At 64.5% G+C, this 24,487-nt stretch carries 19 protein-coding genes; 4 read left to right on the plus strand and 15 right to left on the minus strand.

Annotation, left to right across the window (positions count from 1 at the left end):
• The first annotated feature begins 68 nt into the window (after positions 1 to 68).
• Both SMA01S_RS03295 and SMA01S_RS03300 read left to right on the plus strand, forming a co-directional pair.
• Positions 69 to 1,520 carry a serine hydrolase domain-containing protein gene (locus tag SMA01S_RS03295; RefSeq protein ID WP_084250019.1) on the plus strand — a complete coding sequence of 484 codons (1,452 nt, stop codon included), beginning with the start codon at positions 69 to 71 and terminating at the stop codon, positions 1,518 to 1,520.
• Positions 1,521 to 1,671: 151 nt separating this feature from the next.
• Positions 1,672 to 3,603, plus strand: a complete 1,932-nt coding sequence (locus SMA01S_RS03300; protein ID WP_066817224.1) for a glycoside hydrolase family 127 protein — start codon at positions 1,672 to 1,674, stop codon at positions 3,601 to 3,603.
• Between the two features lie 55 nt (positions 3,604 to 3,658).
• Here SMA01S_RS03300 and SMA01S_RS03305 read toward each other — a convergent pair whose 3' ends face one another.
• From SMA01S_RS03305 to SMA01S_RS03340, 8 genes are all read right to left on the minus strand, one after another.
• On the minus strand, positions 3,659 to 4,450 hold the full coding sequence (locus tag SMA01S_RS03305) for a class I SAM-dependent methyltransferase (protein ID WP_066817226.1): 792 nt from the start codon (positions 4,448 to 4,450) through the stop codon (positions 3,659 to 3,661).
• Positions 4,451 to 4,626: 176 nt separating this feature from the next.
• Entirely contained in the window at positions 4,627 to 5,280 is a 654-nt protein-coding gene (locus tag SMA01S_RS25345) for an Ltp family lipoprotein (protein WP_084250020.1), read from the minus strand.
• A 92-nt stretch (positions 5,281 to 5,372) separates the two neighbouring features.
• Complete coding sequence (locus tag SMA01S_RS03315) at positions 5,373 to 5,831, minus strand: DUF4429 domain-containing protein (RefSeq protein WP_066817228.1); 459 nt, start codon at positions 5,829 to 5,831, stop codon at positions 5,373 to 5,375.
• Positions 5,832 to 6,162: 331 nt separating this feature from the next.
• Complete coding sequence (locus SMA01S_RS03320; protein WP_066817230.1) at positions 6,163 to 7,179, minus strand: hypothetical protein; 1,017 nt, start codon at positions 7,177 to 7,179, stop codon at positions 6,163 to 6,165.
• A 236-nt stretch (positions 7,180 to 7,415) separates the two neighbouring features.
• Positions 7,416 to 9,107: an alpha/beta fold hydrolase gene (locus tag SMA01S_RS03325; RefSeq protein WP_066817237.1), complete on the minus strand. Its 1,692-nt coding sequence runs from the start codon at positions 9,105 to 9,107 to the stop codon at positions 7,416 to 7,418.
• Between the two features lie 24 nt (positions 9,108 to 9,131).
• Positions 9,132 to 10,175, minus strand: coding sequence for a proline racemase family protein (locus SMA01S_RS03330; protein WP_245649132.1), 1,044 nt, complete (start codon positions 10,173 to 10,175; stop codon positions 9,132 to 9,134).
• Positions 10,168 to 11,175, minus strand: a complete 1,008-nt coding sequence (gene lhpI / locus SMA01S_RS03335; protein WP_066817239.1) for a bifunctional Delta(1)-pyrroline-2-carboxylate/Delta(1)-piperideine-2-carboxylate reductase — start codon at positions 11,173 to 11,175, stop codon at positions 10,168 to 10,170. The genes SMA01S_RS03330 and lhpI overlap by 8 nt, the downstream gene beginning before the upstream one ends.
• Positions 11,176 to 11,411: 236 nt before the next feature.
• The gene (locus SMA01S_RS03340) at positions 11,412 to 12,335 is read right to left on the minus strand and encodes a GntR family transcriptional regulator (protein ID WP_066817241.1); all 924 of its coding nucleotides are present in this window, start codon (positions 12,333 to 12,335) and stop codon (positions 11,412 to 11,414) included.
• A gap of 220 nt (positions 12,336 to 12,555) precedes the next feature.
• On the opposite strand from SMA01S_RS03340, the gene SMA01S_RS03345 reads away from it, so the two are divergent.
• Entirely contained in the window at positions 12,556 to 13,020 is a 465-nt protein-coding gene (locus SMA01S_RS03345) for a hypothetical protein (RefSeq protein ID WP_066817243.1), read from the plus strand.
• A 99-nt stretch (positions 13,021 to 13,119) separates the two neighbouring features.
• Here the strand turns inward: SMA01S_RS03345 and SMA01S_RS03350 are convergent, their stop codons facing one another.
• The 7 genes from SMA01S_RS03350 to SMA01S_RS03380 form a co-directional block, all read right to left on the minus strand.
• Positions 13,120 to 14,481, minus strand: a complete 1,362-nt coding sequence (locus SMA01S_RS03350; RefSeq protein ID WP_066817245.1) for an amidohydrolase family protein — start codon at positions 14,479 to 14,481, stop codon at positions 13,120 to 13,122.
• A 94-nt stretch (positions 14,482 to 14,575) separates the two neighbouring features.
• Positions 14,576 to 16,816, minus strand: coding sequence for a TonB-dependent siderophore receptor (locus tag SMA01S_RS03355; protein WP_066817247.1), 2,241 nt, complete (start codon positions 16,814 to 16,816; stop codon positions 14,576 to 14,578).
• Positions 16,817 to 16,940: 124 nt separating this feature from the next.
• Entirely contained in the window at positions 16,941 to 18,554 is a 1,614-nt protein-coding gene (locus tag SMA01S_RS03360) for a dipeptide ABC transporter ATP-binding protein (protein ID WP_066817249.1), read from the minus strand.
• Positions 18,554 to 19,360: an ABC transporter permease gene (locus SMA01S_RS03365; RefSeq protein ID WP_066817251.1), complete on the minus strand. Its 807-nt coding sequence runs from the start codon at positions 19,358 to 19,360 to the stop codon at positions 18,554 to 18,556. The genes SMA01S_RS03360 and SMA01S_RS03365 overlap by 1 nt, the downstream gene beginning before the upstream one ends.
• The gene (locus SMA01S_RS03370) at positions 19,357 to 20,301 is read right to left on the minus strand and encodes an ABC transporter permease (protein ID WP_066817253.1); all 945 of its coding nucleotides are present in this window, start codon (positions 20,299 to 20,301) and stop codon (positions 19,357 to 19,359) included. The genes SMA01S_RS03365 and SMA01S_RS03370 overlap by 4 nt, the downstream gene beginning before the upstream one ends.
• On the minus strand, positions 20,298 to 21,875 hold the full coding sequence (locus SMA01S_RS03375) for an ABC transporter substrate-binding protein (RefSeq protein WP_084250035.1): 1,578 nt from the start codon (positions 21,873 to 21,875) through the stop codon (positions 20,298 to 20,300). Before SMA01S_RS03375 ends, SMA01S_RS03370 begins: the two co-directional genes overlap by 4 nt.
• The gene (locus tag SMA01S_RS03380; RefSeq protein WP_066817255.1) at positions 21,868 to 23,019 is read right to left on the minus strand and encodes a C45 family autoproteolytic acyltransferase/hydrolase; all 1,152 of its coding nucleotides are present in this window, start codon (positions 23,017 to 23,019) and stop codon (positions 21,868 to 21,870) included. The genes SMA01S_RS03375 and SMA01S_RS03380 overlap by 8 nt, the downstream gene beginning before the upstream one ends.
• 167 nt (positions 23,020 to 23,186) lie before the next feature.
• Here SMA01S_RS03380 and SMA01S_RS03385 point away from each other — a divergent pair, with 167 nt between their 5' ends.
• On the plus strand, positions 23,187 to 24,473 hold the full coding sequence (locus SMA01S_RS03385; RefSeq protein ID WP_084250021.1) for an MFS transporter: 1,287 nt from the start codon (positions 23,187 to 23,189) through the stop codon (positions 24,471 to 24,473).
• Positions 24,474 to 24,487: the final 14 nt, after the last annotated feature.

The raw sequence follows: 24,487 nt of genomic DNA on the forward strand, positions 1-24,487 counted from the left end.
ATCATTGACGCTGGATCGGGCGGGCAGTAACCGTCCGGGACCCTTCAGCCCCTGTTCGGGACCCCTTCGTGGCATCTTCTCCTCCGTCTGTTGCATCCCCTTCCCCGGACGGCCTGCGCCGCGGCTCGCCGTCGAGCGCGGGCGTCGATTCGCGCGAAATCCTGGGGTTTATCGACGATGTCGAGGCGGCCGGGTTGGAGCTCCACAATCTGATGCTGTGGCGCGACGGCCTGGTCGTCGCGGAGGGCTGGCATTGGCCGTATAGCGGCGACCGGCTGCGCATGACGCATTCGATGACCAAGAGCGTCACTGCCTGCGCGATCGGCATGCTGGTCGATGCCGGGCGGCTAACGCTCGACCAGAAAGTCGCGCCGCTCTTTCCCGAAGTCGCGATCGATCCGGACAGCCGCGCGGCGCGGATGACGGTCGAGGATTTGCTGACGATGCGCTCGGGCCAGGGCACCGAAGTATCGGGATCGATCTGGCGCGGTATCGCGACGAGCTGGATCGCCGAATTCTTCCGCATCCCGTTCGATCACGAGCCGGGCACCACCTATGTCTATTCGAGCGCGGCGAGCTACATGCTGTCGGCGATCGTCACGCGCGTTACCGGACAGACGATCCACGACTTCCTGAAACCGCGGCTGTTCGATCCCCTCGGCATCACCAACATCCGCTGGGATGTCGGGCCCGACGGCATCAATCCCGGCGGCAACGGGATCAGCTTCACGACCGCCGACGGCCTGAAGCTCGGCGTCCTGCATGCACAGCGCGGTTTGTGGCAGGGCCAGCGCATCCTGTCCGAACGCTGGGTCGCCGAGGCAACGCGGATCCATGCCGGCGAACCGGGCGACCAATATGGCTATCACTGGGTAGTCGGCGACGGTCACTTCGCCATGCTCGGCGTGTTCGTGCAGATGGTCCGGGTGTTTCCGGGCTCGAACGCCGTCCTCGCCTTCAACGCCGCGATGGACGAGAGCAAGGTCGTGACGCCGCATCTCGACCGCCACTTTCCCGCCGCCTTCGGGAACGGCACCGATGCCGCCACCGATGTCGCGCTGGCGGAACGCCTCAAAAGGTGGAGCGAGCCCGCGTCCTTCGTCTCGACCGCACCCTCCGACCCCGCCGCGTTCGCCGGCCGCTGGATCATGACGTCGAACGACAAGGGGCTGACCGAGCTGGCATTCGAGTTCGACCAGGACGAAGCCCGCATCGTCCTGGTCGATGGCGAAGGCGAGCATCGCCTGATTGCCGGGCGCGACGGCTGGGCGATCGCGCCCGCGTACCTGCCCGGCGCCGACCTTCACCACGGCTACCGCATGGACGGCATGCCCACCGCGGCCGGGCTTCGCTGGATCGCGGAGAACCGGATCGAGCTGGTCGTCCATTTCCTCGAATCGGCGTTCCGCGACACGTTCGTTTTCAGCGTCGCTGGCGACCGGCTGGTGATGGACCGCTCGGTCAACATCAATTCCGGCGCGCGCGCCTGGCCGACAATGACGGCCGCGCGCGAGGCGTAGTCCAAACGGCCCTTCAGACGTCCTGCCGGCGGCAGACGCGCATCGACGACTCCCTCATTGCAGATCGACCGACCGGAACGACGGTATTGGACCGGAAGCTTGCGTTCGCCTTCCCCTGGAATTACTCAGACAAAATCCAGGAGAGACTCCGATGCTTGATACCCCGCTTACCCGTCGCCGATTTGCCCGCTGGCTGGCGGCGTCGCCGGTCGCGCTCGGATGGGCCGGGCGAGCCGCGGCAGAGTGGAACAACGTCGCAACTCCGCCGGTGTTTGCGAAAATCGCGCCTGCTCCGATCAAGCCGGTGCCGACGGCCGCTCAGCTGTTCGCGCCGAGCGAAGTGGTGTTGCTCGACAGTCCGTATGCGCAGGCGCAGGCGGCGAATATCGCCTATCTGAAGCGGCTCGACCCGGAACGATTGCTCCACGTCTTCCGCATCAATGCGGGGCTGCCGAGCAGCGCGCGCCCGCTCGGCGGCTGGGAGGATCCGACCTGTGAATTGCGCGGTCATTTCGTCGGTCATTACCTGTCCGGTTGCGCGCTTGCGTATGCGGCGACGGGTGATACCGAGCTCAAGCGACGTGGCGATCGCATCGTCGCCGGCCTCCTGGAGTGTCAGCGCAAGATCGACAAGAAAGGCTATCTCAGCGCCTTTCCGACCTCCTATTTCGATCGGCTCGCGGTCGGCGCCGACGTGTGGGCGCCCTTCTACACCTTTCACAAGATCTTCGCCGGCCTGCTCGACATGCACGAGCTTGCCGGGAGCGGCGAGGCGCTCGTTATGGTCACCGATATGGCACGCTGGACCGATGCCTGGACCGCGGCACGTGCCGAGCAGGACATGCAGAAGATCCTCGAGGTCGAGTTTGGCGGCATGAATGACGCGCTGTACCGCCTTGCCGCCATGACCGGCGACGCACAGTGGATCGCGGTGGGCGACCGCTTCACCAAGAAGCGGGTGTTCGAGCCGCTGGCGGGCAGCAAGGACGCCTTGCGCGGGCTGCACATGAACACGCACGTGCCGCAGGTGATCGGCGCCGACCGCCGCTTCGCGCTGACCGGCGACCGTCGCTTCGGCGAGGTATCAGACTTCTTCTGGGACACCGTTACCGGCGTGCGCACTTATGCCACCGGCGGCAGCAGCAACAACGAACATTGGTGCACCGAACCCCACCATCTCGCCGCCGAGTGGGAGAATGGCACCAATCATCAGGAAAGCTGCTGCTCGTACAATATGCTCAAACTCGGCACCCAGCGCTTCCTGCGCAAGCCGAGCGCCGGTATCGCCGATTATTACGAGCGCATCCTGATCAACCAGCGGCTGGCCACGATCCAGCCGGACACCGGGCTCACCGCCTATTTCCTGTCGCTCACGCCCGGCGCGTGGAAGACCTGGGGCACGGAGGAGACCAGCTTCTGGTGCTGCAATGGGTCGGGGCTGGAGGATTTCGCGACGCTCAATCGGATGATCTATGCCCGCGACGCGCAGGGTATCTGGGTCAATCTGTTCATTCCGTCGCGCGTGTCCGGACCCGATGGTGTGCGGCTGCGCCAGGAGACCAGCTTTCCCAACGCACCCTCCACCACGATCCATGTAGAGGCCACGAACGGGCGGGCATGGACATTGCGCCTGCGCATCCCGGGCTGGACGAGCGAGGCGGCGCGCGTGACGGTGAACGGCCGCCCGGTCGAAGCGATGGCGGCGCCAGGTACTTATCTCTCGATCACTCGCATTTGGCGCGCCGGCGACAAGGTTACGCTCAACCTGCCCATGACCACCCGCTGGGAGGCGTTCGACGATCGGCCGAACGTCGCCGCCTTGGTCCACGGGCCGGTGGTGCTGGCGCAGCAATTGCCGCTTGGCGACGTTCCGGCCGCGCTCATGCACGATCAAGGCCCGGCCATGGCCAAGGCACCGCCCCCAGTACCACCCCTGCGCCTGCCCGCCGACCTGCCTGCCAGAATGCGGCCGATCGTCGGCAAGCCGTTGCACTTTGTCGCCGATCTCGGCGCCCAAACGGTAGAACTGCGCCCGCTGGCTGACAGTAACGCGCGGTTCGCAGTATATTCGGAAGTCGTTTAGTCGAGACGCCGGGCTGGGCGGTGTCGGAAGGCAGAGCGGCCCGCGCCCTATGCCATCAGGCTGGTGCGCGGCCCGTCACGGCGTTTGCCCGCGAAGAATAAGCAATGCGACCCGCGCTATCCGATCGTACCCGCGTGCGCATGCGCGCCTTCAGCGCCGCTTTGTCGCCATCGCTCATCTCGCGGGTGGCCGAGGCCATGGCGATCGCGATCTCGACCGAGCCCCAGAAGTCGTCGAAATCCTCGAAAGTGCGCGACACGGTAATCTCTCGCGTCGCGACATCGGCAAGGCCAGCATCGAGCCATAGCGAACGAAGCGCGTCCATTCGCGACACTTCGGCGCTCGGCGGGAGCAAGGGCTGGATGCCCGACGCGCGCAGCTCTTCCTGAAGCGGAGCCATCGGGAATCCGTTGGGCTCGAGCAGATCCCAGACATAGGCCGAAATCGTGCCGCCGGGTTTCACGACCCGCACCATCTCGGCCAGGCCCTTTGCCGGATCGGGCACGAAGAAGATGACCAGCGCCATGACCGCGGCGTCGAAACTGCGGTCGCCAACCGGCAGCGCGGTGGCATCGCCCTGCAGGAACTTGGCAATGCCGGCCCGATGGCGAGAGCGTGCGAAAGCGAGCTGCCCTTCCGAGGGATCGACGCCGACAATCTCTGATGGCGCACAACGCTCGACCAGCAACTCGGTGAAGGCACCGTTGCCGCAACCGACGTCTATCCAGCGTAGGCCGGCGGCGGGCGCCAGCCAATCGATGAATTCCTCACCGACCAAGCGACTCCACACGCCCATCATGCGCTCGTAGGCCGCACCATCGTCGAAACGTATTTGGTTGTCGCCCATCGGGCTTGCCTCCACCACCGCAAGGGATCGCTCATATCCATCTGGAGAGCAACTGGGGTCGACAGCTTTGCGCCCCAATAGCGGTCATTTGAAATCATGTTAGAAAACCCCGAAAGCCGCCATTCGTTCAGACAGAGTCTCCGCCGCTGCTGTTGGCGGGAGGAGCCGGTCCGTTTTTAGCAGGCTCCCGCCTGTTCGGCGCCGTAGCGTGCCTGCGCTTCGGTGTACTTGGACCCAGCATCAGACGAGAGCTGATCGATCAGCCCGCTGCAGGAAAAGCCGGACATACTCAAATACTGTTTGGCTGAGCGCACCGCCTGCTCATTCCAGTCCACGTTTAGGCTATCAACCGCTGCCGTGGCATCCGCCACATCATACCCGTTGCCAGCGTCGGATGAGAGCTGTTCAATTAAACCTCGACGTGAGAATCCGGTCATGTCGAGATACTGACGCGCGCTGCGCGCCGCATTCGCCCGGGGACCGAAGAGGCCTACGCCTGCGAGGCTCGCCGATTCTTCGCCGGTTATCGGGGCTGGATCTGCACCTGCGGGCGCGCTTGATGCTTTGCTCGGAGTTTCTCTAGTCACCACGTTTGGCGAAGGCGCGGTTTGAACACTTGGCCTCGCAAGCAACCCGATAGTTCCGAGCGCGACTAGGACACCCAAACTTATCAGGCAACCGGTTCCGCGTCCCTTCCCATTATCTGAGGAAGAGGAACTGCCGAGACCGGACAACTCATTCCCGAAGGAATGACCGCAAAAGCGACAGATCTTCGCTTCAGCCTTAACGATTTCGGCACACTGCGGGCACTTCTTCTCGTCTGCTTCCAATGTTCTTCCCCTTATCCGGGCGTCACATGAGCTTGCGGCAACGTTTGAGTCAGCGTCGCGAGCTTAGAGTAAAGAACGCAAGGAAATGGTGATCACCCACCAAGTAACTTCACTTTCTCCGCCATGAATTCGGCTTGGGTGAGTAATCCTTTTTCGAGCAATTCAGCCAGCTTAGATAGTTGCTCCGCTGTGGACACCGCTCCAGCCACCGGTGCGGTGGGTGCTTTCGCCGCGGCAACGCGTCTCTCAATCTCATCCCTCAGGCGGGCGAAGTCTGCGTTTTGCGACGATCGAAACATGATGCTGTTTTCATCGGTCGCCGCGTCAAAGGCGCCGCCTCGCGCCTCAATACCGCCCAGAATTGAGAATTGAATATAGCCATTCAAAAGCCCAGCCTTTTTGAACTGCACGGCTGAAATGCTGACATATGGAATGCGCTTTTCGCCCTTAAGGCCTTGGGTGAGAAGGCCGAGAACGCCTCTGCGATGAATCGTAAGCGAGTCGGCCGTTAGCTCCACCTGCCCATTATGGCCTTTGAACGTCTCTGACATTTGCCCCCGCGCGAATAAAAGCGCTAAATTTCCTACGCATCCAGTAACGACAAAACATTAGCACATTTGCAAGTGCTGTAATTGAATCCACCCTTCGAAAGGGGACGGCTCGAAGCCCGAGCGCCCAACGTATCCGCTCTGTGGTAGAGCGCGATGCGACGGCAGCAACGCGCCCCAATCCCGGACGTCCGACGGCAGGTTCAATAGCCAGAAAGCGCCGCAAGAATTCGATGCGTAATCATCCGCCTACGCCGCGGTCTTGCGACAATCTCCCGGCTGCTTTTTGCGACGACGTTGCCGCGCCAACGTACGGGCGAACATTAAAACCGTTTCAGTCTGGGCGCGCGATGATGGACACGACGGCAACCGTCGAAGCCGACGCTTCGACACACAAAGCGGCCAACTGCCGCGTTGCAGTTCGACGGTGTTGCAGATTGAGCGCCAGCGCCAGCGACGCCCGGTGGTGCGCCCGAACTTCCTTGTAACTTTCGCCGGGAAAGACGTGCGCGATATAGGCTTCCAGCATTCGATTGGCGTCAGTTTTGCTCGCCTCAACGCCGTCAATCGTCTTGTGAATTCCCGGATCAAAAACCGCTTGCGCCAGCGAGATAATAACTTCGCGACACAGCAGCCCAATAGCCTGATAGTCTTCTTCGGCGGACGCTAGTTCGAATTGCGAACGTGCCTTCGACAGCGTTCGGTCAACGCGTTCCCATCCTGTTGCGTCGCGTTGCGGGGACGGAAGCGTTGATCGCTTCGCCATTGCGGTAACCGCCGGGCCAAACAGTTGGTTAATGTAGTGGCGCCGCTCTGCCCATCGCCCAAAATGTTCGCTCCAATAATGATACCATGCCCACAGATCGTCATGCGGGTTTTCGTATTTCGCATCGACGGGCAGCGCTTCACGAAGTCGGGCTTCGCGAGCGATGTAATAGTCGTTCACGTCTTGAATGCGGACACCACCGCCCGTCGCGACCGCAATCATCATATCGCGGTGAATAATCAGTTCGGCCAGCATCGCGACGCCACCTTCGACCGTTGCGTTGCGGATGGTTTCGACGCGTATATCGTCAAAGGTCGAGTTGCTTTGGTATCCGGCGGATATTGCTTCCGCGACACGCTTGCGATCAGCGGGGGGTAGCGCTTTCAACGCTGCATCAACGGGCGCGGGCGCCACGACAACCGCCGCATCGGGTGGAAGGTCGTCGTCGCCGTACCACTTTCCATCGGACGTCCATTCGTCCTCGACACGCCAAATCGCGATCGAACATACGCTCAACAACGTCGAAAGATCGAAGCGGTGAAGGCTTTCGAGAAACTTGCGCGCGAAGTCGATTGCGTCAGTCATGTTCGCTTGTTGATCGACGCACTGTTTGTTGCAAGCGCGAGCGCGGTAGCGACGATCCTTGAGAGTAGCATCATCGGCGGATCAACTATCCGCTTAACTCTCTGCGCGAAGACGGCCGCTTTCTCGAATTTCGCCGCAAAAGCCGCCAGTCCACAATCGGCCCAATTCCAGCCATTCCAGCTAGCCCAGCCAACTAGGCTAGGCTTATCCATCAATCGTTCGAGCCGCCGTTCGCCCTACGGCACCAAAGTCGGCTTGGTCGACGGCTCCCACACATCGCTGCTGGTTGCGACCAACTCCTTCATGTTGGTCCACGTCCGCCGCCCCGGGATCGACGGCGCCCCCAGCACGACGGCGCGGGCATAAGCGATGATCCGGTCCTGCACGCGAAGCTTCTCCTCGGTCGGCCACGTCTCCCAGGCATGCGGGCCGCGCACCACGACCAGGTCCTTCAACCCCTTCACCCGCTCATACGACGCGATCTCGCCTTCCAGACCGTCCGCATAACACCACAGCCCCCGCGCGAAGAACGCGCTCGGCCATTTGCTCATGCCCGCGAGGATCGCCGAACTGGGGAAGAACACGATATTGTTCTCTTCCTCGATCCCGCCGATGAACAACCCGCGATCGCGGCCCGGCCCGCGTCCGTCGTCCTTGGGGCTGGTTTCGGATTCGAGATAGCCGACGCCGCTCGAGAAATCGGCGACCAGGATCGCGCCCTTGATGTGCGGGTCGCGGCGCGGCGCGGTGCAGGCGATCTTGGGCAGGTCGTAGCTGCAATCCTTGTCGAAATTTATCGTCATCGCCCAGCCGCTGGCCATCGTGCCGCGCGAGCTGCCCATGAAGAAGACCGGCAGGCCCCCGCTCGGATCGCCGCCATAGGCCGCCGCGGCGGCGTCCGCGCCCTGGGTCAGCCGGCCGTCGGGACCGAGCGCGCGCATCCCCTTCCCGCTCCGCAGCGCGGCGACGATGTCGAGCAGATCATGCCCCTGCTGCAGCGTGTTGGTGTCGCTATAGCCACCCGAAATGCCCACGCCGCGGCGGTCCATCGCCAGCACGTCGAATCCCGCCTGATGCAGGCGATACCAGGCCTGGCGCCAGAAGCGCTCGCCCTGCACGCCGGTGCCGCCCTTCGGCCAGTCGTCGTCGGGAATGGTCACGCCGGTCCTGGGGTCGATCGTATAGGCGACGTCCTTGGGGTCATCGAGCGCGGTGACGCGGTCGCCGCCGCCGCCGTTCATGACGATCAGCGCGCGTTTGCGGCCGCCTTTTCCGTCATCGATCCCGGCGCCGCGGATGTACCAGCCGCGCAGCCGGATATCGCCGGTCATCTTCATGTGGATGCGTTCATACGCCTCCACCGGCGCGGTGAATTCGACGATTTGCGTGTCGCCATCGGCCGCCGCGATCGGCTCGTTATAGGGCGCCCTCGCGAAGAAGCCGGGCCGGCGGATCTGGCTGAGGTCGGTATCCCCGCCCTTCTCGTCGATCTTGCCGAGCAGGTACCGCGCGTGAGCGTCCTTCAGCGCATATTCCTTGTTCGGCGGGTGCCGCTTGAGCACCTGCTCATAGACGCGCTTGTGGCACTTCTTGTCCTCCTTGCACTTCTTCCAGCGCTTGCGGAGCTTATCGTCGGTGAAGTTGGTGACGTAGAAGTCGCCGCGATAGCCCTTGGGCTTGTGCGCCGCGACGCTGGTGAAGGGAATGCACGTCCGGGGCCCCGCCTTGGTCGGCAGGATATAGCCCGGCAGCTTCATGTCGCGGTCATAGGCGACATAGGCCTCGCACTCGGCCGGCGGGAACATCGCCGCCGGAACCGCCAGCGGCTTGGCACGCTTGGCGTGCTTGCCATGGTCCTTGGCCTCGGCGGCCGTCGCGCAGGTCACCGCTCCCACTAAGGCGAGCAAGACGGCGGTCCACTTCTTCATGTCGCTCTCCAGGTCGGATGTTGTCTATCGGGGCAGATCGGCGAACCGCGCCGGCAGCTCGAAACCATGGGCGAAACGGTCGCCGGGTTCGGCGACGAACTCGCTGCGCGCGGCATAATAGGAACGGCCGGCGACGCGGATGCGCGAGACGGCGCCATCGTCGCGTTGCTCGTGCCGGGCCAGCGTGCCGGCAAAGCCTTCGCCCGACACGCCGCGGATCTCGCATTGCTGGCCGACCGTCATCTCGCCGCGCGCGGCCGCCAGCGCGATCCGTGCCGTCACCCCGCTGCCGGTCGGCGAGCGATCGATCTGCCCCTCGGCAAAGATGCAGAGATTGTAGCTCGGCCGCCCGCCATGATCGCCGAGCGCCACATCGTCGGTCAGGATCGTGCCGTACAGGAACGACAGATCGCGCTCGGTCGGGTGCTCGATCGCGATGGCCGCGCGCACCGCATTGGTGATTGCCACGCCCGCCGCGACGAGGTCGGCGAGCGGCGTATCGATCAGCGACAGGCCGAGCCGCGAGGCGGGCAGGATCGCATAATAGGCGCCGCCGAATGCGATATCGAAGCCGACCGGCCCAAACCCCGGCACGTCGACCGATTGATCGAGATGGCTGGCGAACGAGTCGACGCTTTCGAATGCGACCAGCGGGGCGCCGCCATCGCCCGCCGCCTCGACCTCGACCCGAACGACGCCGCACGGCGCCTCGAGTCCGAAGCTGGCGCGCCCGTCGACCATCGCAACGCGGCCGGTATCGACCGCCCAGCGGCCGATCGCGATCGTCGCGTGGCCGCACATCGTGCTATAGCCTTCCTGGTGCGTGAACAGCACCGCAAGGTCGGCGTCGGGATGGCACGGCGCGGTCGGAATGACGCCGTACATGCCGGCATGACCGCGCGGTTCGAGCATCAGCATGCGCCTCAAATCGTCGAACCGCTCCAGCGCGTCGCGCCGCTTCTCCAGGATCGTCGCGCCGCGAAGCTCGGGATAACCACGCTCAACGATCCGCACGGGCTCGGCCGCGGTATGCAGATCGACGACATGAAGGATTCGAGGGTCAGCCAAGATCGGAATCTCCCAGTCCGCCGCGCCGCGCGTGGACCAGCGCCGCTGCGGCGAGATCGGCGAGCGCGGTGCCGACCGATTTGAAGATGGTGATGTCGTCGTCCGACGTCCGGCCGGCGATGCGCCCGGCACTCAGATCCGCGAGGGTCCCCCGGATGTCATCCGGCGTGATGACACCCGCCGCGATCGGGCCGGTCAGGTCCCCCGCCTCGACCAGCGCGTCGCGCGTATCGATATAGATCTGCCCCCGGGCGAAGCAGGTGTCGTCGGCTTCGCGCATCGCGGGCGTGAAGCTCCCGATCAGGTCGAGATGCGTGCCGGGCCGCAGCCAGTCCCCGAGGATGATCGGCGCGGTGGAGGGCGTGGCGCACGTGATGATGTCGGCGCGGCGCGCCGCCTCTTCCAGCGACGATGCCGCCGACGCGTCGAAACCTTCGGTCCGCAATTCAGCCGCCAGCAGTTGCGCCTTCGCCGGATCACGATTCCACACCGTCACCGTCCGGATCGGGCGCACTACTGCAAATGCTTCGGCGGCGAGCGCCGCGATCCGCCCTGCCCCGACGATAAGCAAATCGGCCGCGTCTTCGCGGGCGAGGAAAGAAGCGGCGAGCGCCGACACCGCGATGGTCCGGCGGGTCGTGATCTCGTTGCCGTCGAGCAACGCCAGCGGCACGCCCGTTGCGGCATTGGCGAGCAGGTACGTGCTGTGGACACTCGGCAATCCGCGCGCATTATTGGCGGGATGGATGGTGGCGACCTTGGTCCCGAGCAGGCCGCCACTCCAGGCGGGCATCAACAACAGGACGCCGTCGCCATCGGGATGAGGAATATGGTGATGATGCCGCTCGGGCACCGTCGCGCCGGCGGCAAAGGCGCTCTTCAGCGCCGGGATCAATGCATCGAACGGCAGCGCGTCGCGGGTTTCCGCCGCTCCGATCACCTTGATCGTCGCGTCTATCGCGCCATTCCCCGGCTCAGCCGTCGGATCGTCCAATCGCATCGTTGCCGTCGCTCCCGATCGAGCGGCAACTTTGTCCTATTGAACTTAAAAATACAACATCTTTATACGACTGGGAAAGCCATGGCTTGTGTCTGGATCGTCATGCCGGACTTGTTCCGGCATCCAATCAACCGCAGCGGAAACCGTCGAGCCTCGATCGTTTCCATCGCCTCCCGTTGGACCCCGGAACAAGTCCGGGGTGACGCTCACCGCGCGCCGCGATGGGTTTGCACTCGCTAAACCGTCGCCTCGACGTCGCGCGCCAGCACCAGATGCGCCTTCATCAGATCGTGCGCCTTCTGGTTATCGCCGGCTTCCATCGCGTCCATGATCTCGAGATGCTCGTCGATCGAATCGATCACGCGTTCGGCGCCGTTGATCCACTGGATGTTCATGAACGAGCGCAGCTTGTTCTGCCGCTGCACCGCATCGAGGAAATAGCGATTGCCCGAACAGCGCGCGATGCCTTCGTGGAAATCGGCGTTGATCGCGAACAGTTCGACCGCCAGCGTATCGCGCCATTTGCGCTTGCGAAAGGCGAGATGCTGGGCACGGATGCGGTCGAGCCATTCGCGATCGAGTTCGAAGGTGGATTCGAGCAGCCCGGCGGGCTCGATCACGGCGCGAAAGGCATAGCTCTCCGCACGCGCGCGCGCCGAGTTGATCGGCAGGGTGAACGACCAGCCATTGCCGGGCTTGCGCTCGACCAAGCCGAGTTCCGCGAGTTGGCGCAACACCCGCACGACGGTCGGCAATTTGGCGCCGAACAGCCGCGCGACCTCCAGCTGGCTGCACTGATCGGGCATGCGGCCCTGGTTGCGCGCCTCGGCGATCGCGATGAACAGGCGCTGGTCCTCTTCATCCTCCGGATTGGTGACATCGAGATCGGGCGCCTCGGTGACCGGCCCGCGCAGCACGTACCCCCGATTGGCGCGCGCTTCGACCGCGCCTTGTTCGGCAAGCAGCTTGAGCGCACCGCGTACCGGCGTGCGCGACACATCGAAGTGACGGCAGAGATCGAGTTCGACGAGGTGATGGCCGGGTCCGGCGCCCTGATCCTTGAGCATCCGCAAGATCCTCGCGGCAAGATCAGCCTGTAGCCGGCTGGCGCGCGGCGGCGCCTTGTCCATGTCCATCTTGCGCGCAGCCGCTCCCGCCATTTTCTCTCTATCTTTCACCAGGTCAGTCAGGTCTCCGGATTACACTTTCGCGCGCAAGGATGCAAAGTCCGCGATTGGTTCGCTCGCGTTTGAGTTGGGGCGTGGGCTCATAAAGCTGCCCGTCGGTTTAGGACCCAATCCAAGCCGTTCAAGTTGGCGTCGCTCGGCCTTGATAGCAGACATTGCGCTTGCCAGTGCATCCCGCTCATAAGGTAGTTAAATGATCGGACTGGCGGATTCTGCGATGCGTGCGAAGGACGATTGCAATCAGCTTCTCGACGCAACCGTGCCACGTGCCGAGAGGATGCTGAGGGAACACGGCGAGTTTTTCCCTTTCGGCGCGCAAATGCTGTCGAGTGGTGAGATCGTTGCGGTTGTAGCACATGGCGGCGATGAGCGTCCGCCGTCTCAGCATCTAATCGATCTTCTTAAGAAGTCCTTCAAGGCGGGTGCACATGAGGGCGAGTTGGTAGCGACTGCGTTAGTCTACGATGCTCTGGTGACGCTGCCTAAAATGGATCGCAAGTCTGATGCAATCGCGGTGAGACTGGACTATCACGACAACTACTCCGTTATCGTGTTCTTCCCATATATAATCGCGGACGGTGGCCCGCTCATTGGGGAGGCATTCTCGACTATAGGTGAACACGCCATCTTTCCGTCGCCTAGTCCGATACGCATCTGACTCTGAAACGTCCGCAACCGACCTTTCTCGCGGCAAATCAGTCTGACCGCTGACCATCTCCCATTTTCAGCCGCTCAGCCGTCGTGCTTATGCGGGCGTCTATGGGTTCACGGCCTGGCTTGCACCCACCTCGCGGCGCAGAAGCTCTTTCGTTCCCGCGACCGGCAGCCTTCCAAGATCGACGACAAGGCCGTCGTGCATCACCATCGCGATATCCTCGGTCGCGTCGATATCGGCGGTCGGGTCGCGGTTGAGCAGGACCAGATCGGCGATCTTTCCCGGCGCAATGCTGCCGAGGTCGCGATCCCGCCCGAGAAAGACCGCCGCATTAAGAGTCGCGATCCGGATGACCTCGAGCGGAGACAATCCCGCCTGACGCAGCAACTGCATCTCGCGATGCGACGACGCGCCCGAGACCAAATCGGTGCCGAGCGCGGCGATACCGCCCGCGCGGACGATGCGGACCACATTGCGCATCTCGGTCGACAGGGTCTGTTCGCGCCAGGCGGCGACCGGTTGGAGCAGGAATTGCGCGCGCTGCTCGGTCCGCATCCGGTTGCGTTCAGCTTCGCTGAGCACGAGCGAATAATCGGGGCGATCGAGATAGTCGGGGTGCCGCATCAGCCGGCCATATTGATCGGCGATCGCCAAAGTCGTCGCGAAAGGAATGCGTCGCCGCGCCATCAGCTGGACGAGATCCTCGGACTCGGCCTCCGCCCAGACAGGATGCGCCAGGCCATCCGCGCCCGCAGCGATAGCGGCACGGGCATCCGCCTCGCGCGCGATATGCACGACGACCCGCAAACCATGGCGGTGCGACTCCTCGACGATCGCCCGCATCAATTCGGGCGACAGCGCGGTGGCGGCGGATTGTCCGCCGAACCCACCTTTATCCTCGACCATCTTGATCAGGTCGGGATGTTCATCCTCGCGATGACGCGCCAGCACCGCCGGATCGGCGGACGTGAGCGCGATACCGATATCCTCGTTGCGCCCGCCGGGCGAGGTGAACACGCGGCCGGCAATCAGCAGCCGCGCCGAGATGCGCGGATCCGCGCCGCGCATAACCTGGACGGTGCCCGGCAGATTGCCGAGATCGGCGACGGTCGTGAATCCGAGCGCCAGAAACCCCGCCAGCGTCGCCTGCGCGGCAGCGATATCCATGCTGCGCTTCTTGCCGTCCGGGCCGGTATCCCGGAGATGGATATGCGTATCGATCATCCCCGGGATCAGATATTTGCCGCGGCCATCGATGACCCTCGCCTTGCCGATCGGCAGCCGCACCCCACCCAATGCGACGATGCGCTCGTTATCGATCAGGACCGTCCGATGCCGAACCGCGGGACGCCCCGTGCCGTCGATCAAGGTGACGTCGCGGATCGCATATCGAGCGGCGATGGCCGGTGCGCAGGGCTGTGACAGCGTTGCCAGCGCGGCGATCCATTTACGTTTCCAGTTCATTGGCTGCGTCTCCGATTGGGCGGCCAGCTGCGATGCGCACAAAAAAACCGGGAGCGCCTGGCGCTCCCGGTCTCATGCTTCGCGATCGCCGCTCTCAGTAGTTGAAGGCGAGCGAGAATTTGACCGTGCTCGGCAGCGATTCCGCCAGCGTGCCGCCACCGACAGCCGCCCAATAGCGCTTATTGGTGATATTCTGGCCATTGACCCGTGCGACCAGCTTGTGGCCGCCCAGGTTGAACTCGTACGACGCGCCGATATCGAAGGTCGTATAAGGGTCGGTGAAGGCCTTGTTGGTATCGTCTACCGCCTGCTTGCCGGTGTGGAACGCGCCCGCCGACACCTTCAGGCTCGGCGTCAGCCACGACAATGTATATTCGCCCGACAGCGACCAGCTGACATCCGGCGTCCCGCCCGGGATGGTATGAAGCGACGCCGCGTTGGCGGCCTGGAAGGTTCGGGCCTTGAGCAGCATCAGCGTGGCGTTGATCGCCAGATCCTTGATCACATAGCCGCTGACGCTACCCTCGAACCCGCGATAGGTCTGGGTCGCGTCGCCGAAGCCGTGCAGCAGATTGGTGGCGGGATCGATGCGCTCGTTATACGCGCCCTCTCGCTTGATATCGAAATAGGCGAGCTGGATCAGCAGGTTCTTGCGCGGCTGCAGCTTAAGCCCGGCTTCGTAGAGCGTGCTGGAAATCGGCGGGAAGACCGATTGCGCATTATCGACGTTGTTCGACGCGATCGCATTCTCTTCCAGGCCCTGGATATAGGTGCCGTAAAGGCTCGCCCATTCCATCGGCTTGACGATCACGCCGCCCGACCAGGCAGTCGGCTTCACGTTATAGGGCTGCTTGGTGTTGAGGTTGGTCGAACCGTCATTGGTGTAATCGGTGACGCGCACGCCGCCGGTCAGGTGGATGATGTTCTTGAAGCTCAGATCGTCGAACGCATACAGGCCCTTGTCGTCGATCGTCGACGGGATCGGCGGCTTGGCGACCAGCGCATAGGGGTTCGGGACGATGATCGGGTTGAGGAAATTGTCCCCCGTGATCAGCGTGCGCGGCGTCGCCGGCGATCCTCCCAGGCTGCGCAGCGACCGTGACGCGCCGAGCAGGATGCTGTTGGTGATGTCCCCGGTCGTGATCTTGCCATGCACTTCGACCGCGTAGCTGATATTCTCGTACCCGGCGTTCTGGATATTGGTGCCGAACCGGACGGCGCCCGCCCCGAAGGTGGGACTGCCGGGTGTCACCGCGGCATTGTAGGTCGCGATCTGCGCAGGGGTCTGCAGCAACGTCACGTTGCCCGGCACGAAACCGGGATTGTAGCGCAGGCGGGTCAGATGCGACCGACCCCAATAAGCGGTGACGTCCCAATCCTTGGCGACTTTCCACACGCCCTTGAACAGCATGTTGAGTTCTTCGGTCCGGTTGGTGTCCCAGGCGAGGCCGCCGATATTCTTGCTGGGATCGAGATAGGCGAGCGGCGGCAGCTTGGTCGCGCCGTTCGGGATGATGAACGTCGCCGGCTCGACGATGCCACGCTTGAACCATTCGACATCGGCCGACAGCGTCAGGTTCGAGGTCGGTTTCAGGTCGAACGTGCCCGACGCCAGATAGCGGTCGCCCTTGGCAAAGGTGATGCCGGTATCCTGGCGCGCGGCGACCGCATTGATCCGGAAGCCGAAAATGCCGACCGTGTCGCCAAGGTCGAGATGGCCGCCATAGCCGCCATTGCTGTCGCCGAACGCGCGCAGGCCCACATAGAGCTCCGGCGTCGCCCGCTTCATCACGAAATTGACGATGCCCGACGGCGGCGAGAAGCCGTAATAGATCGCCGAGGCGCCCTTCAGGATCTCGACGCGATCCTTGTCCTCGAGCGGGAACGCGGTCGACGACAGGATGTTGAGCGTCCCGTCCAGCTTGTAGCTCGACCGCGTGTCGACGGTAATGCCGCGGATCGTGATGTTGTTGTACGATGCCGGACCAACGCCCGACGACGAGACGCCGGCGGTGTTGCGCACCGCGTCGATCAGGTCGACCGCCTGCTGCGACTTCAGCAAGGCGTCGGGGATGACCGACACGGTCATCGGAATGTCGAGGATCTTGGCGTTACGGAAGCTGCCCGACTGCGCCGTATCGGTGCCGAACTGGTTGTTGCGTTCGCCGGTAACGATGATGTCTTCGGCGGGCGGGCTGTCCTTATCGGCACTGGCGGACTGGTCGGCGGGGGCCGCTTGGGGCGGTGCGTCGGCCGACTGGGCGTGAGCCAGCCCCGGCATCGCGCCGGAAACCAGAACCGATGTGCCCAACAGCAAAACACGCGAAAGCTTCATGTTCGTCTCACTCCCCTAGTCAGGCGCCGAAGCACCCACCGCAACCCCGACCTCTCCGTGTCAGATTCGTGTATTTTTAATAGCAATAATGTTTAATTGTATTTTGTAAACCGGAAAATACACATTATTGCTGCGCGGCGAGCGTTTCCGTCAGCGCGAGCGCCGGCGAGGCGGCCAGCAAGCGGCGGGTATAATCATGACTGGGGGCGGCGAACACCGCGTCGGTCGGCCCCTGTTCGACGATCCGGCCCTTCTCGAGCACGATGACGCGGTCGGCGATCTGCTCGACCACCGCGAGGTCGTGGGTGATGAACAGGCAGGCAAAGCCGCGGTCGCGCTGGATCCGCTGGAGCAAGGTCAGCACCTGGAGCTGGATCGTGACGTCGAGCGCGGAAACCGGCTCGTCGGCGACGACCAGCCGCGGTTCCGAGGCGATGGCGCGCGCGATCGCCACGCGCTGACGCTGCCCGCCCGACATCTGGTGCGGACGGCGGTCCTCGAACCCGGCGAGGCCGACATCGTCCAGCGTGGCGCGGATACGATCCCGCCGCTCGGCCGCGCTCAATCCCGGCACGTGACGCAACGCCGCGCCGACGATCTCGCCGATGCGCAAATGCGGCGGCAGCGACGAGAAGGGATCCTGGAAGACGAGTTGGGCGTCACGGCGGAACGCGCGCTCGCCGGCGCGATCAAGCCTGGCAATATCGTTGCCGTCGAACAGGATACGTCCGCCGGCGAGCGGTTTCAGTCCCAGCGCGGCGCGCCCGAGGGTGGTCTTGCCCGACCCGCTCGCCCCGACCAAAGCGACGATCTCCCCGGCGCGAACGTCGAGCGTGACGTCGTCGATCACTCGGATCGGCGCACCCGCACGAAACAGCCCGGCCTTGCCCGGATAGTCGACCCGCACATGCTCGATACGGAGGATCGCCGGCGCATCGGGTGCGATCGGCGCGCGATCGCCGTCCTTGCGCGGCAGTGAGCCGACCAGCTTGGCGGTATAGGGATGTTTGGGCCGCGCGAGTACCTCTGCGGTCTCGCCCTCCTCCACCATCACGCCCTTTTCGAGCACGATCACGCGATCTGTATATTCGGCGACCAGGCCCAGATCGTGCGTGATCAGCAGCAATGCCGTGCCCATTTCGCGGGTCAGCGCGACCATCAATTGCAGCACTTCGCGCTGGCTCAGCGTATCGAGCGCGGTGGTCGGCTCGTCGGCGATCAGCAGCCGCGGTTCGAGCAGCAGGACCGACGCGAGCATGATCCGTTGGCGCATTCCGCCGGAGAATTCGTGCGGGTAGCGCGACAGGCAGGCTTCGGGATTAGCGATCTGGACGCGCGCGAGCATGTCGATGCTGCGCCGCCTGACTTCGGCATCGTCGAGTCCGCGATGGAGCTTGAGCCCCTCGGCGAGCTGGACTCCGATTGGCAGCGCCGGGTTGAGCGATGTCATCGGCTCCTGGAACACCAGCCCAATCCCGGCGCCGCGCACCGACCGCAACCCGCGTTCGCCGAGCGCCGTCAGCTCGCGGCCCTCAAAGCGGATCGTGCCCGACACGCGCTCCAGCCCCGGGGCGAGCAGCCCGGGTATGGCACGCGTCGCCAGCGTCTTCCCGCTGCCCGATTCGCCGACGATCGCCAGCCGCTCGCCGGCGGCGACGGCGAAGCTCAAGCCTTCGAGCAGGACCCGATCGCCCGCCTTGATCCTGAGATTGTCGATGGTGAGAAGCTGCTCCGACATCAATTGTCTCGCGGATCGAGGCGGTCGCGCAGCGCGTCGCCCAGCATGTTGATGCCGAGCAGGGTCGCGACGATGCACAGACCGGGCGCGATGCTCAGCCAGCTCGCGGCGTACATGTACGGCCGCGCCGACGACAGCATATTGCCCCAGGTCGGCAGTGGCGGCGGCACGCCGACGCCGAGGAAGCTCAGCGCACTCTCGGACAAGATCACCCAGCCGAACAGGCTGGTCGCCAGCACCAGGATCGGCGGCAGCGCGTTGGGCAGGACGATCCGCCACATCGTATAGAGCGCGCTGTCCCCGGCGACGCGCGACGCCTCAACATATTCGCGCTCGCGGATCGAGATGACCGAGCCGCGCACGACGCGGACCGTGGCGGGCAGATAGGCGATCGCCAGCGCGATGACGATGCTGTGCCGGCTCGACCCCATCACCGCGACCAACGCAAGCGCGAGCAGGATGCCTGGAAAGGCGAGCAGCGCATCGCTGAAGGTCATGATCACGCGTTCGGTCCAGCCGCGCAGGAATCCGACGACAAGGCCAAGCGCGGTCCCCAACACGATCGAGATGACGACGGTCTGGATCGCGATCAGCATGCTGATCCTGGCCCCGAGCATCGCGCGCGACGCGACATCGCGGCCAAACTCGTCGGTGCCGAGCCAGTGCGCGAGCGACGGCGACGCCAGCGTATGGTCGAGATCGATCGCCAGCGGATCATAGGGCAGCCAGACCAGGCCGAGCAGCACCACGACGAGCAAGGCGCCGACCAGCCCGAACCCGAGCAGCGAGTGGATCGGGCGCTTCATTCGACCGTCACTCGCGGATCGAACAGCGGATAGAGCAGGTCGACGACCAGATTGACGACGACATAGATTACCGCGGTGAACAACAGGCAGCCCTGCACCACCGGATAGTCGCGGCTGAGCACGCCGGTCACCATCAGCCGGCCGAGGCCGGGCAGCGTGAACACCGTCTCGATCACCGCGATTCCGCCGAACAGCCGGCCGAGCGTGAGGCCGACCAGGGTCAAGGTGGGCGCGAAGGCATTGGGGAAGACGTGGCGCGACAAGACGGTGCGCTCGGCCAGCCCCTTGGCGCGGGCATGCGTGACGTAATCGAGCCGCAGCACATCGATCGCGCTCGACCGCATCATGCGGATCAGCACGCCGCTTTCCGAAATCGTCAGCGTCGCGATCGGCAGGATCAGGAACAGCATCGCGCTCCAGGGATCCTCGGAGAACGGAATATAGCCGACCACCGGCAACCAATGCAGCCAGACGCCGAACACCAGCAGCAGCAGCAGCCCGAGCCAGAAGCTCGGCACCGCCAGGATCAGGCTCGCGCCGCTCATCACCGCGAGATCGAGCTTGCCACCGCGACGCCAAGCCGCGACCGTGCCCGCCGCGATCGCGATCAATGTCGCCAGACCGACCGAGATCAGCACCACGACGCCGGTCGTTTCGGCGCGCGTGATCAACAGGGTCGATACCGGCTCGCCGGTGGTGATCGACGTGCCGAGATCGCCGCTGACGACATGCCTCAGCCAGGTCGCGAACTGGACATAGACCGGTTTGTCGAGCCCGAGCTCGGCGTGGAGCGCGGCGACGGCGGACGGATCGGCGCCTTCGCCGAGCATGATCTGCGCGGGATCGCCGGGGATCAGCCGGACGAGGAAGAATACCATCAGCGCAACGATGATCAGCGTGGGGACCGCCAGGAGCAGGCGGCGGATGACGTACGAGATCATCGCGAATTCCCCAGCCCGACGTTCCACAGCCGCTGGGTCTGCGCCGACCAGCTGCGATAGCCGGTGACCGGCGTGCGCAACGCCGTCACGCGCCGCGTGTTGTAGAGGACGATCGCCGGCACCTCGCTGCGGAAGTGCGCGTCGAGCTGGTCGAATATCTGCTGCCGCTGGGCGCGGTCGCCAGTCACCACCGACTGGTGGAGCAGGTCGATCGCTTGCGGGGAATTCCACACCTTGCGCGGATCGGTCGCACGGTCGCCGATTAGCACGCCGAACATCTGCGACGCGTCCATCCGCGCCGAAAAGCCGAACATCGTCGCCTGGTAATCGCCGCTCGAATAGCGCGCGAACTGGGTCGCCCAGTCGAGGCTGACGATCTGGATATTGATCCCGGCATCGCGCGCCATCGCCTGGACCAGGATCGCGGCGTCGTACATTTCGGGCGGGCTGTGGCTGGTCATCAGCTCGATCGGCTCACCGCGATAGCCCGACGCTTTCACCAGCGCGCGCGCGGTGGCGAGGTCGCGCTTGACCAGCACGCGCTCGGCCGCGCCGTAAAAGGCGTTGGCGGCCGGGATCGGCGAACTGTCGGGGACGCCGGTGCCGTGGGTCACCACCCGGGTCAATGCCGCCACGTCGAGGCTGAGCGACAACGCGCGCCGCAACCGGACGTCGCGCAGCACTGGCGCGCCGGTCTGCAGCAGGATACCGTAGAAATCCGCGGACATCGCCGAATCCTGCATGATCCCGGGCGCTCCTGCGATCGTACCGAGCTCATTGGGCGCCAGCGCATCGAGCACGTCGAGGCTGCCGCGCAGCAGCGCCGCGCTCGCCGCCGAACCATCGGGGATCACCGAGAAGCGTACCCGCTCGACCAGCGCGTGCTTGCCGCCGGCATTGCCGTCGGTGCCGCCCGGCAGGGGCCGATAGCCGTCATATTTGACCAGATCCACATATTGGTTGTGCCGCCATTCGCCCCAGCGGAACGGCCCGGTCCCGATCGGATACAGCCATGTGCCGTCGGGGCCGACCGAGGCGCGATGGGTGATCCCGGTGCCCCCGCAATCGAGCCGGGCCAGCGTCGCGAGGAACAGCGGCGCCGGGCGATCGAGCACGATGTCGACCGTGTCGGGATCGGGCGTGTTGATCACGGTCACCGCCGCGATCCCCTTGGCGCTCAGGTCCGACTTGCAGCGCCAATGGCTATCGGGCGCGAGATAGCGGTCGAGCGACCATTTGACGTCCGCCGAGCTCAGCGGCGCTCCATTGTGGAAGCGGATGCCGCGGCGAAGCGCGAAGCGATAGGTGCGGCCATCGGGCGATACCGTCCAGCCGCTCGCCAGCATCGGGCCGACCGAACCGTCCTCGCGCAATGCGACGAGCCCTTCGACGACATGGAGCAGCACGGCGTCGGTATTGGCGTCGCGTTTCATGCCGGGATCGGACGAGGCGATGTCGGCATTGAGCCGCGCGCGCAGCATCGATCCGGTCGGCGGTGCCTTGGGGTGCACCAACGCGAGGCCAAGTCCGACGCCGGCCGCGATCAGGATCAGGCCGGCGATCGTCTTACGCATCGGCGGTCGGTCGCTCCGCAGTGGCCGACGCGTCGGCGGCAAGCGTGTAGTGGACATAATCGGCGCCGGCGTGCGGCATCATCGCCACCTGCATCTCACCCAGGCCTGGCCGCATCAGGAACGATGCGACGGTAGCGGTGTGGCCGGTGACGGACGACGCGCGCGGCGGGACGCAGATCGACAGCGGGGTACCCGCGGTATCGAGCAGCACGCCCCTCACCTCATCCAGTCCGATCTTCGCATGCGGCGCGAGCAGTCGTTCGGCGCGCTGTTGCCGCCAGAAACTGCAGGGCGAATCCGGTATGCCGGTTTCGCGCAGTTTCGCGAGCGCGGCGGGACTGAGCCAATGGTTGCTGTGGACGAGCAGGCCATCGCGCGGCTCTACCACGAAAGTCTCGTCGGGCGCGCATTCCAGGTCGTGGACGATGCCCGTCGGCGCATGGCTGATCGCGATATTGTTCGACGCCGATTTGGGCGTGGCATAGGCCGCGCCAAACGCCAGCGACGGATTGTCCTGCTGCAACACCTTGCGCCGGATCAGCGCCAGCGGAACGCCGAGATTGCGATAGTCGCGCTCGCATTCCAGGTAATTGCCGGTGATCGCGATGCCGATGCTGTTGAATCCGAACCGCGCCAGCCCGCCCGCTTCGGTGAAGGTCAGCATGTCGGGGCCGTCGTCGTTCCTGATGCGCAGGATGATGCACGCATCGGCGCAGGAGGATTTCCAGTCCCAATTGTGCGCGTGGATCAAATTGCCGTCGGGCGTTCGCTCGGGCTGGACGATGATCGTCGTGCACCCTTCCGACGACCGCTCGGCGAGAAGTCCGGCGCGCAACACCGGTTCCTTGGCCAGCTTCAACAGCTCGGTCCGCGCGTTCATCAACACGATGTGCGACATCGGCAGGTCGGCGCCCTCGGCGATGCCGCGCATTTCCTCGACATGGTCGGCGTCGAAGTCGGCGATGATCGGCAGATAGGCCTCGACCAGCTCGCCGAGCGCCGCTTCGGACAGGCCGAGGCTTCCCATCTGGCTGATATAATGCGAGGTTCCGCGCCGGATCTCGGCCGACGCGCCTTCCCCATAGCGAATGCCGCGGTCCCGTGGGCTTCCCCAGATCTCCAGAAGACGGCAAGCGCTTGTCATCGATCGGCATCCCCCGATTGTTGTTTGACGATCGGTAGCACTGTCTTGCTGAGTTTAAAAAGACAAAAATGCATTATACCTAAATCGGCGTGCATTTTGGCGACAATCGGGCTAGGCGACGACCAGGACGTGCGCGATAGACGGCGCCGCCGAGGAAGGGGAATGCGATGGCGACCAAGGAAGACCAGGCCGAGATCGATATCGCTCACCGCTCCGGCCGCGCGATGGACGTGCTGCGCGTCGCCAGCGGCAATTTCATCGAGATGTACGATTTCATGGTGTTCGGCTATTTCGCCGCCGCCATCGGATCGGCCTATTTCCCCGGCAACTCGGAACTGGGCACGCTGCTCAAGGCGCTCGCGACGTTCGGCGTCGGTTTCCTGATGCGGCCGTTGGGCGCGATCGTGCTCGGCGCCTATACGGACCATCACGGCCGCCGCGCCGGACTGATCGTCACGCTGGCGCTGATGAGCGTCGGCATCGCGACGATCGCCTTCACCCCCGGTTACGCCGCGATCGGCATCGCGGCGCCGATCTTCGTCCTCCTCGGCCGCCTGCTCCAGGGCTTCTCTGCCGGCGCCGAACTCGGCAACGTGTCGGTCTATCTGGCCGAGATCGCACCGCCGGGCAAAAAGGGTTTCTACGTGTCGTGGCAATCGGCCTCGCAACAAGTCGCGGTCGTCTTTGCCGCGATGATCGGCGTGGTGTTGGGCATGACGTTGAGCGTCGATCAGCTCGCCGACTGGGGCTGGCGAATCCCGCTCGGGCTGGGCTGCCTGATCATCCCGCTGCTGTTCCTGATGCGTCGCCACCTGCGCGAGACCGACCTGTTCGCCGCGCGCACCACGCGGCCGACAATGCGCGAGATCATGCGCCATTTGTGGGTGGCACGCGCGCGCGTGCTGACCGGCATGGCGCTGGTGCTGATGACGACGGTCAGCTTCTACATGATCACCGCCTACACCCCGACCTTCGGCAAGCTGCTCCATCTGCCCGAGCGCGCGAACCTGCTGATCACCGCCGGGGTCGGGCTGTCCAACCTGATCTGGCTGCCGTTGATGGGCGCCTTGTCCGATCGCATCGGGCGCACGCCGATCCTGCTCGCCTGCACCATCCTGGCGATCCTGACCGCCTATCCCGCCATGGCCTGGCTGGCGGCCGATCCCAGCGTGACCAAATTGCTGATCGTCGAGCTATGGCTCTCGGCGATCTACGCCAGCTACAATTCGGCGATGGTCGTCCACCTGACCGAGATCGTGCCCGAAGAGGCCGGCGCCTCGGGGTTCAGCCTGGCCTATAGCCTGGCCACCGCGATCGGCGGGTTCACCCCGTTCGTGGTGACCGCCCTGATCTCGGCGACGGGCAACCTGGCGATGCCGGGCGTCTGGCTGACCGCGATCGCGGCGATCAGCTTGGCCGCGGCGTTGTTCAGCCGTCGCTATTCGACGGCTTGATCGACCCGGCACTG

Source organism: Sphingomonas mali NBRC 15500, assembly GCF_001598415.1.
In the GTDB taxonomy this organism is placed as follows: Bacteria; Pseudomonadota; Alphaproteobacteria; order Sphingomonadales; family Sphingomonadaceae; genus Sphingomonas; species Sphingomonas mali.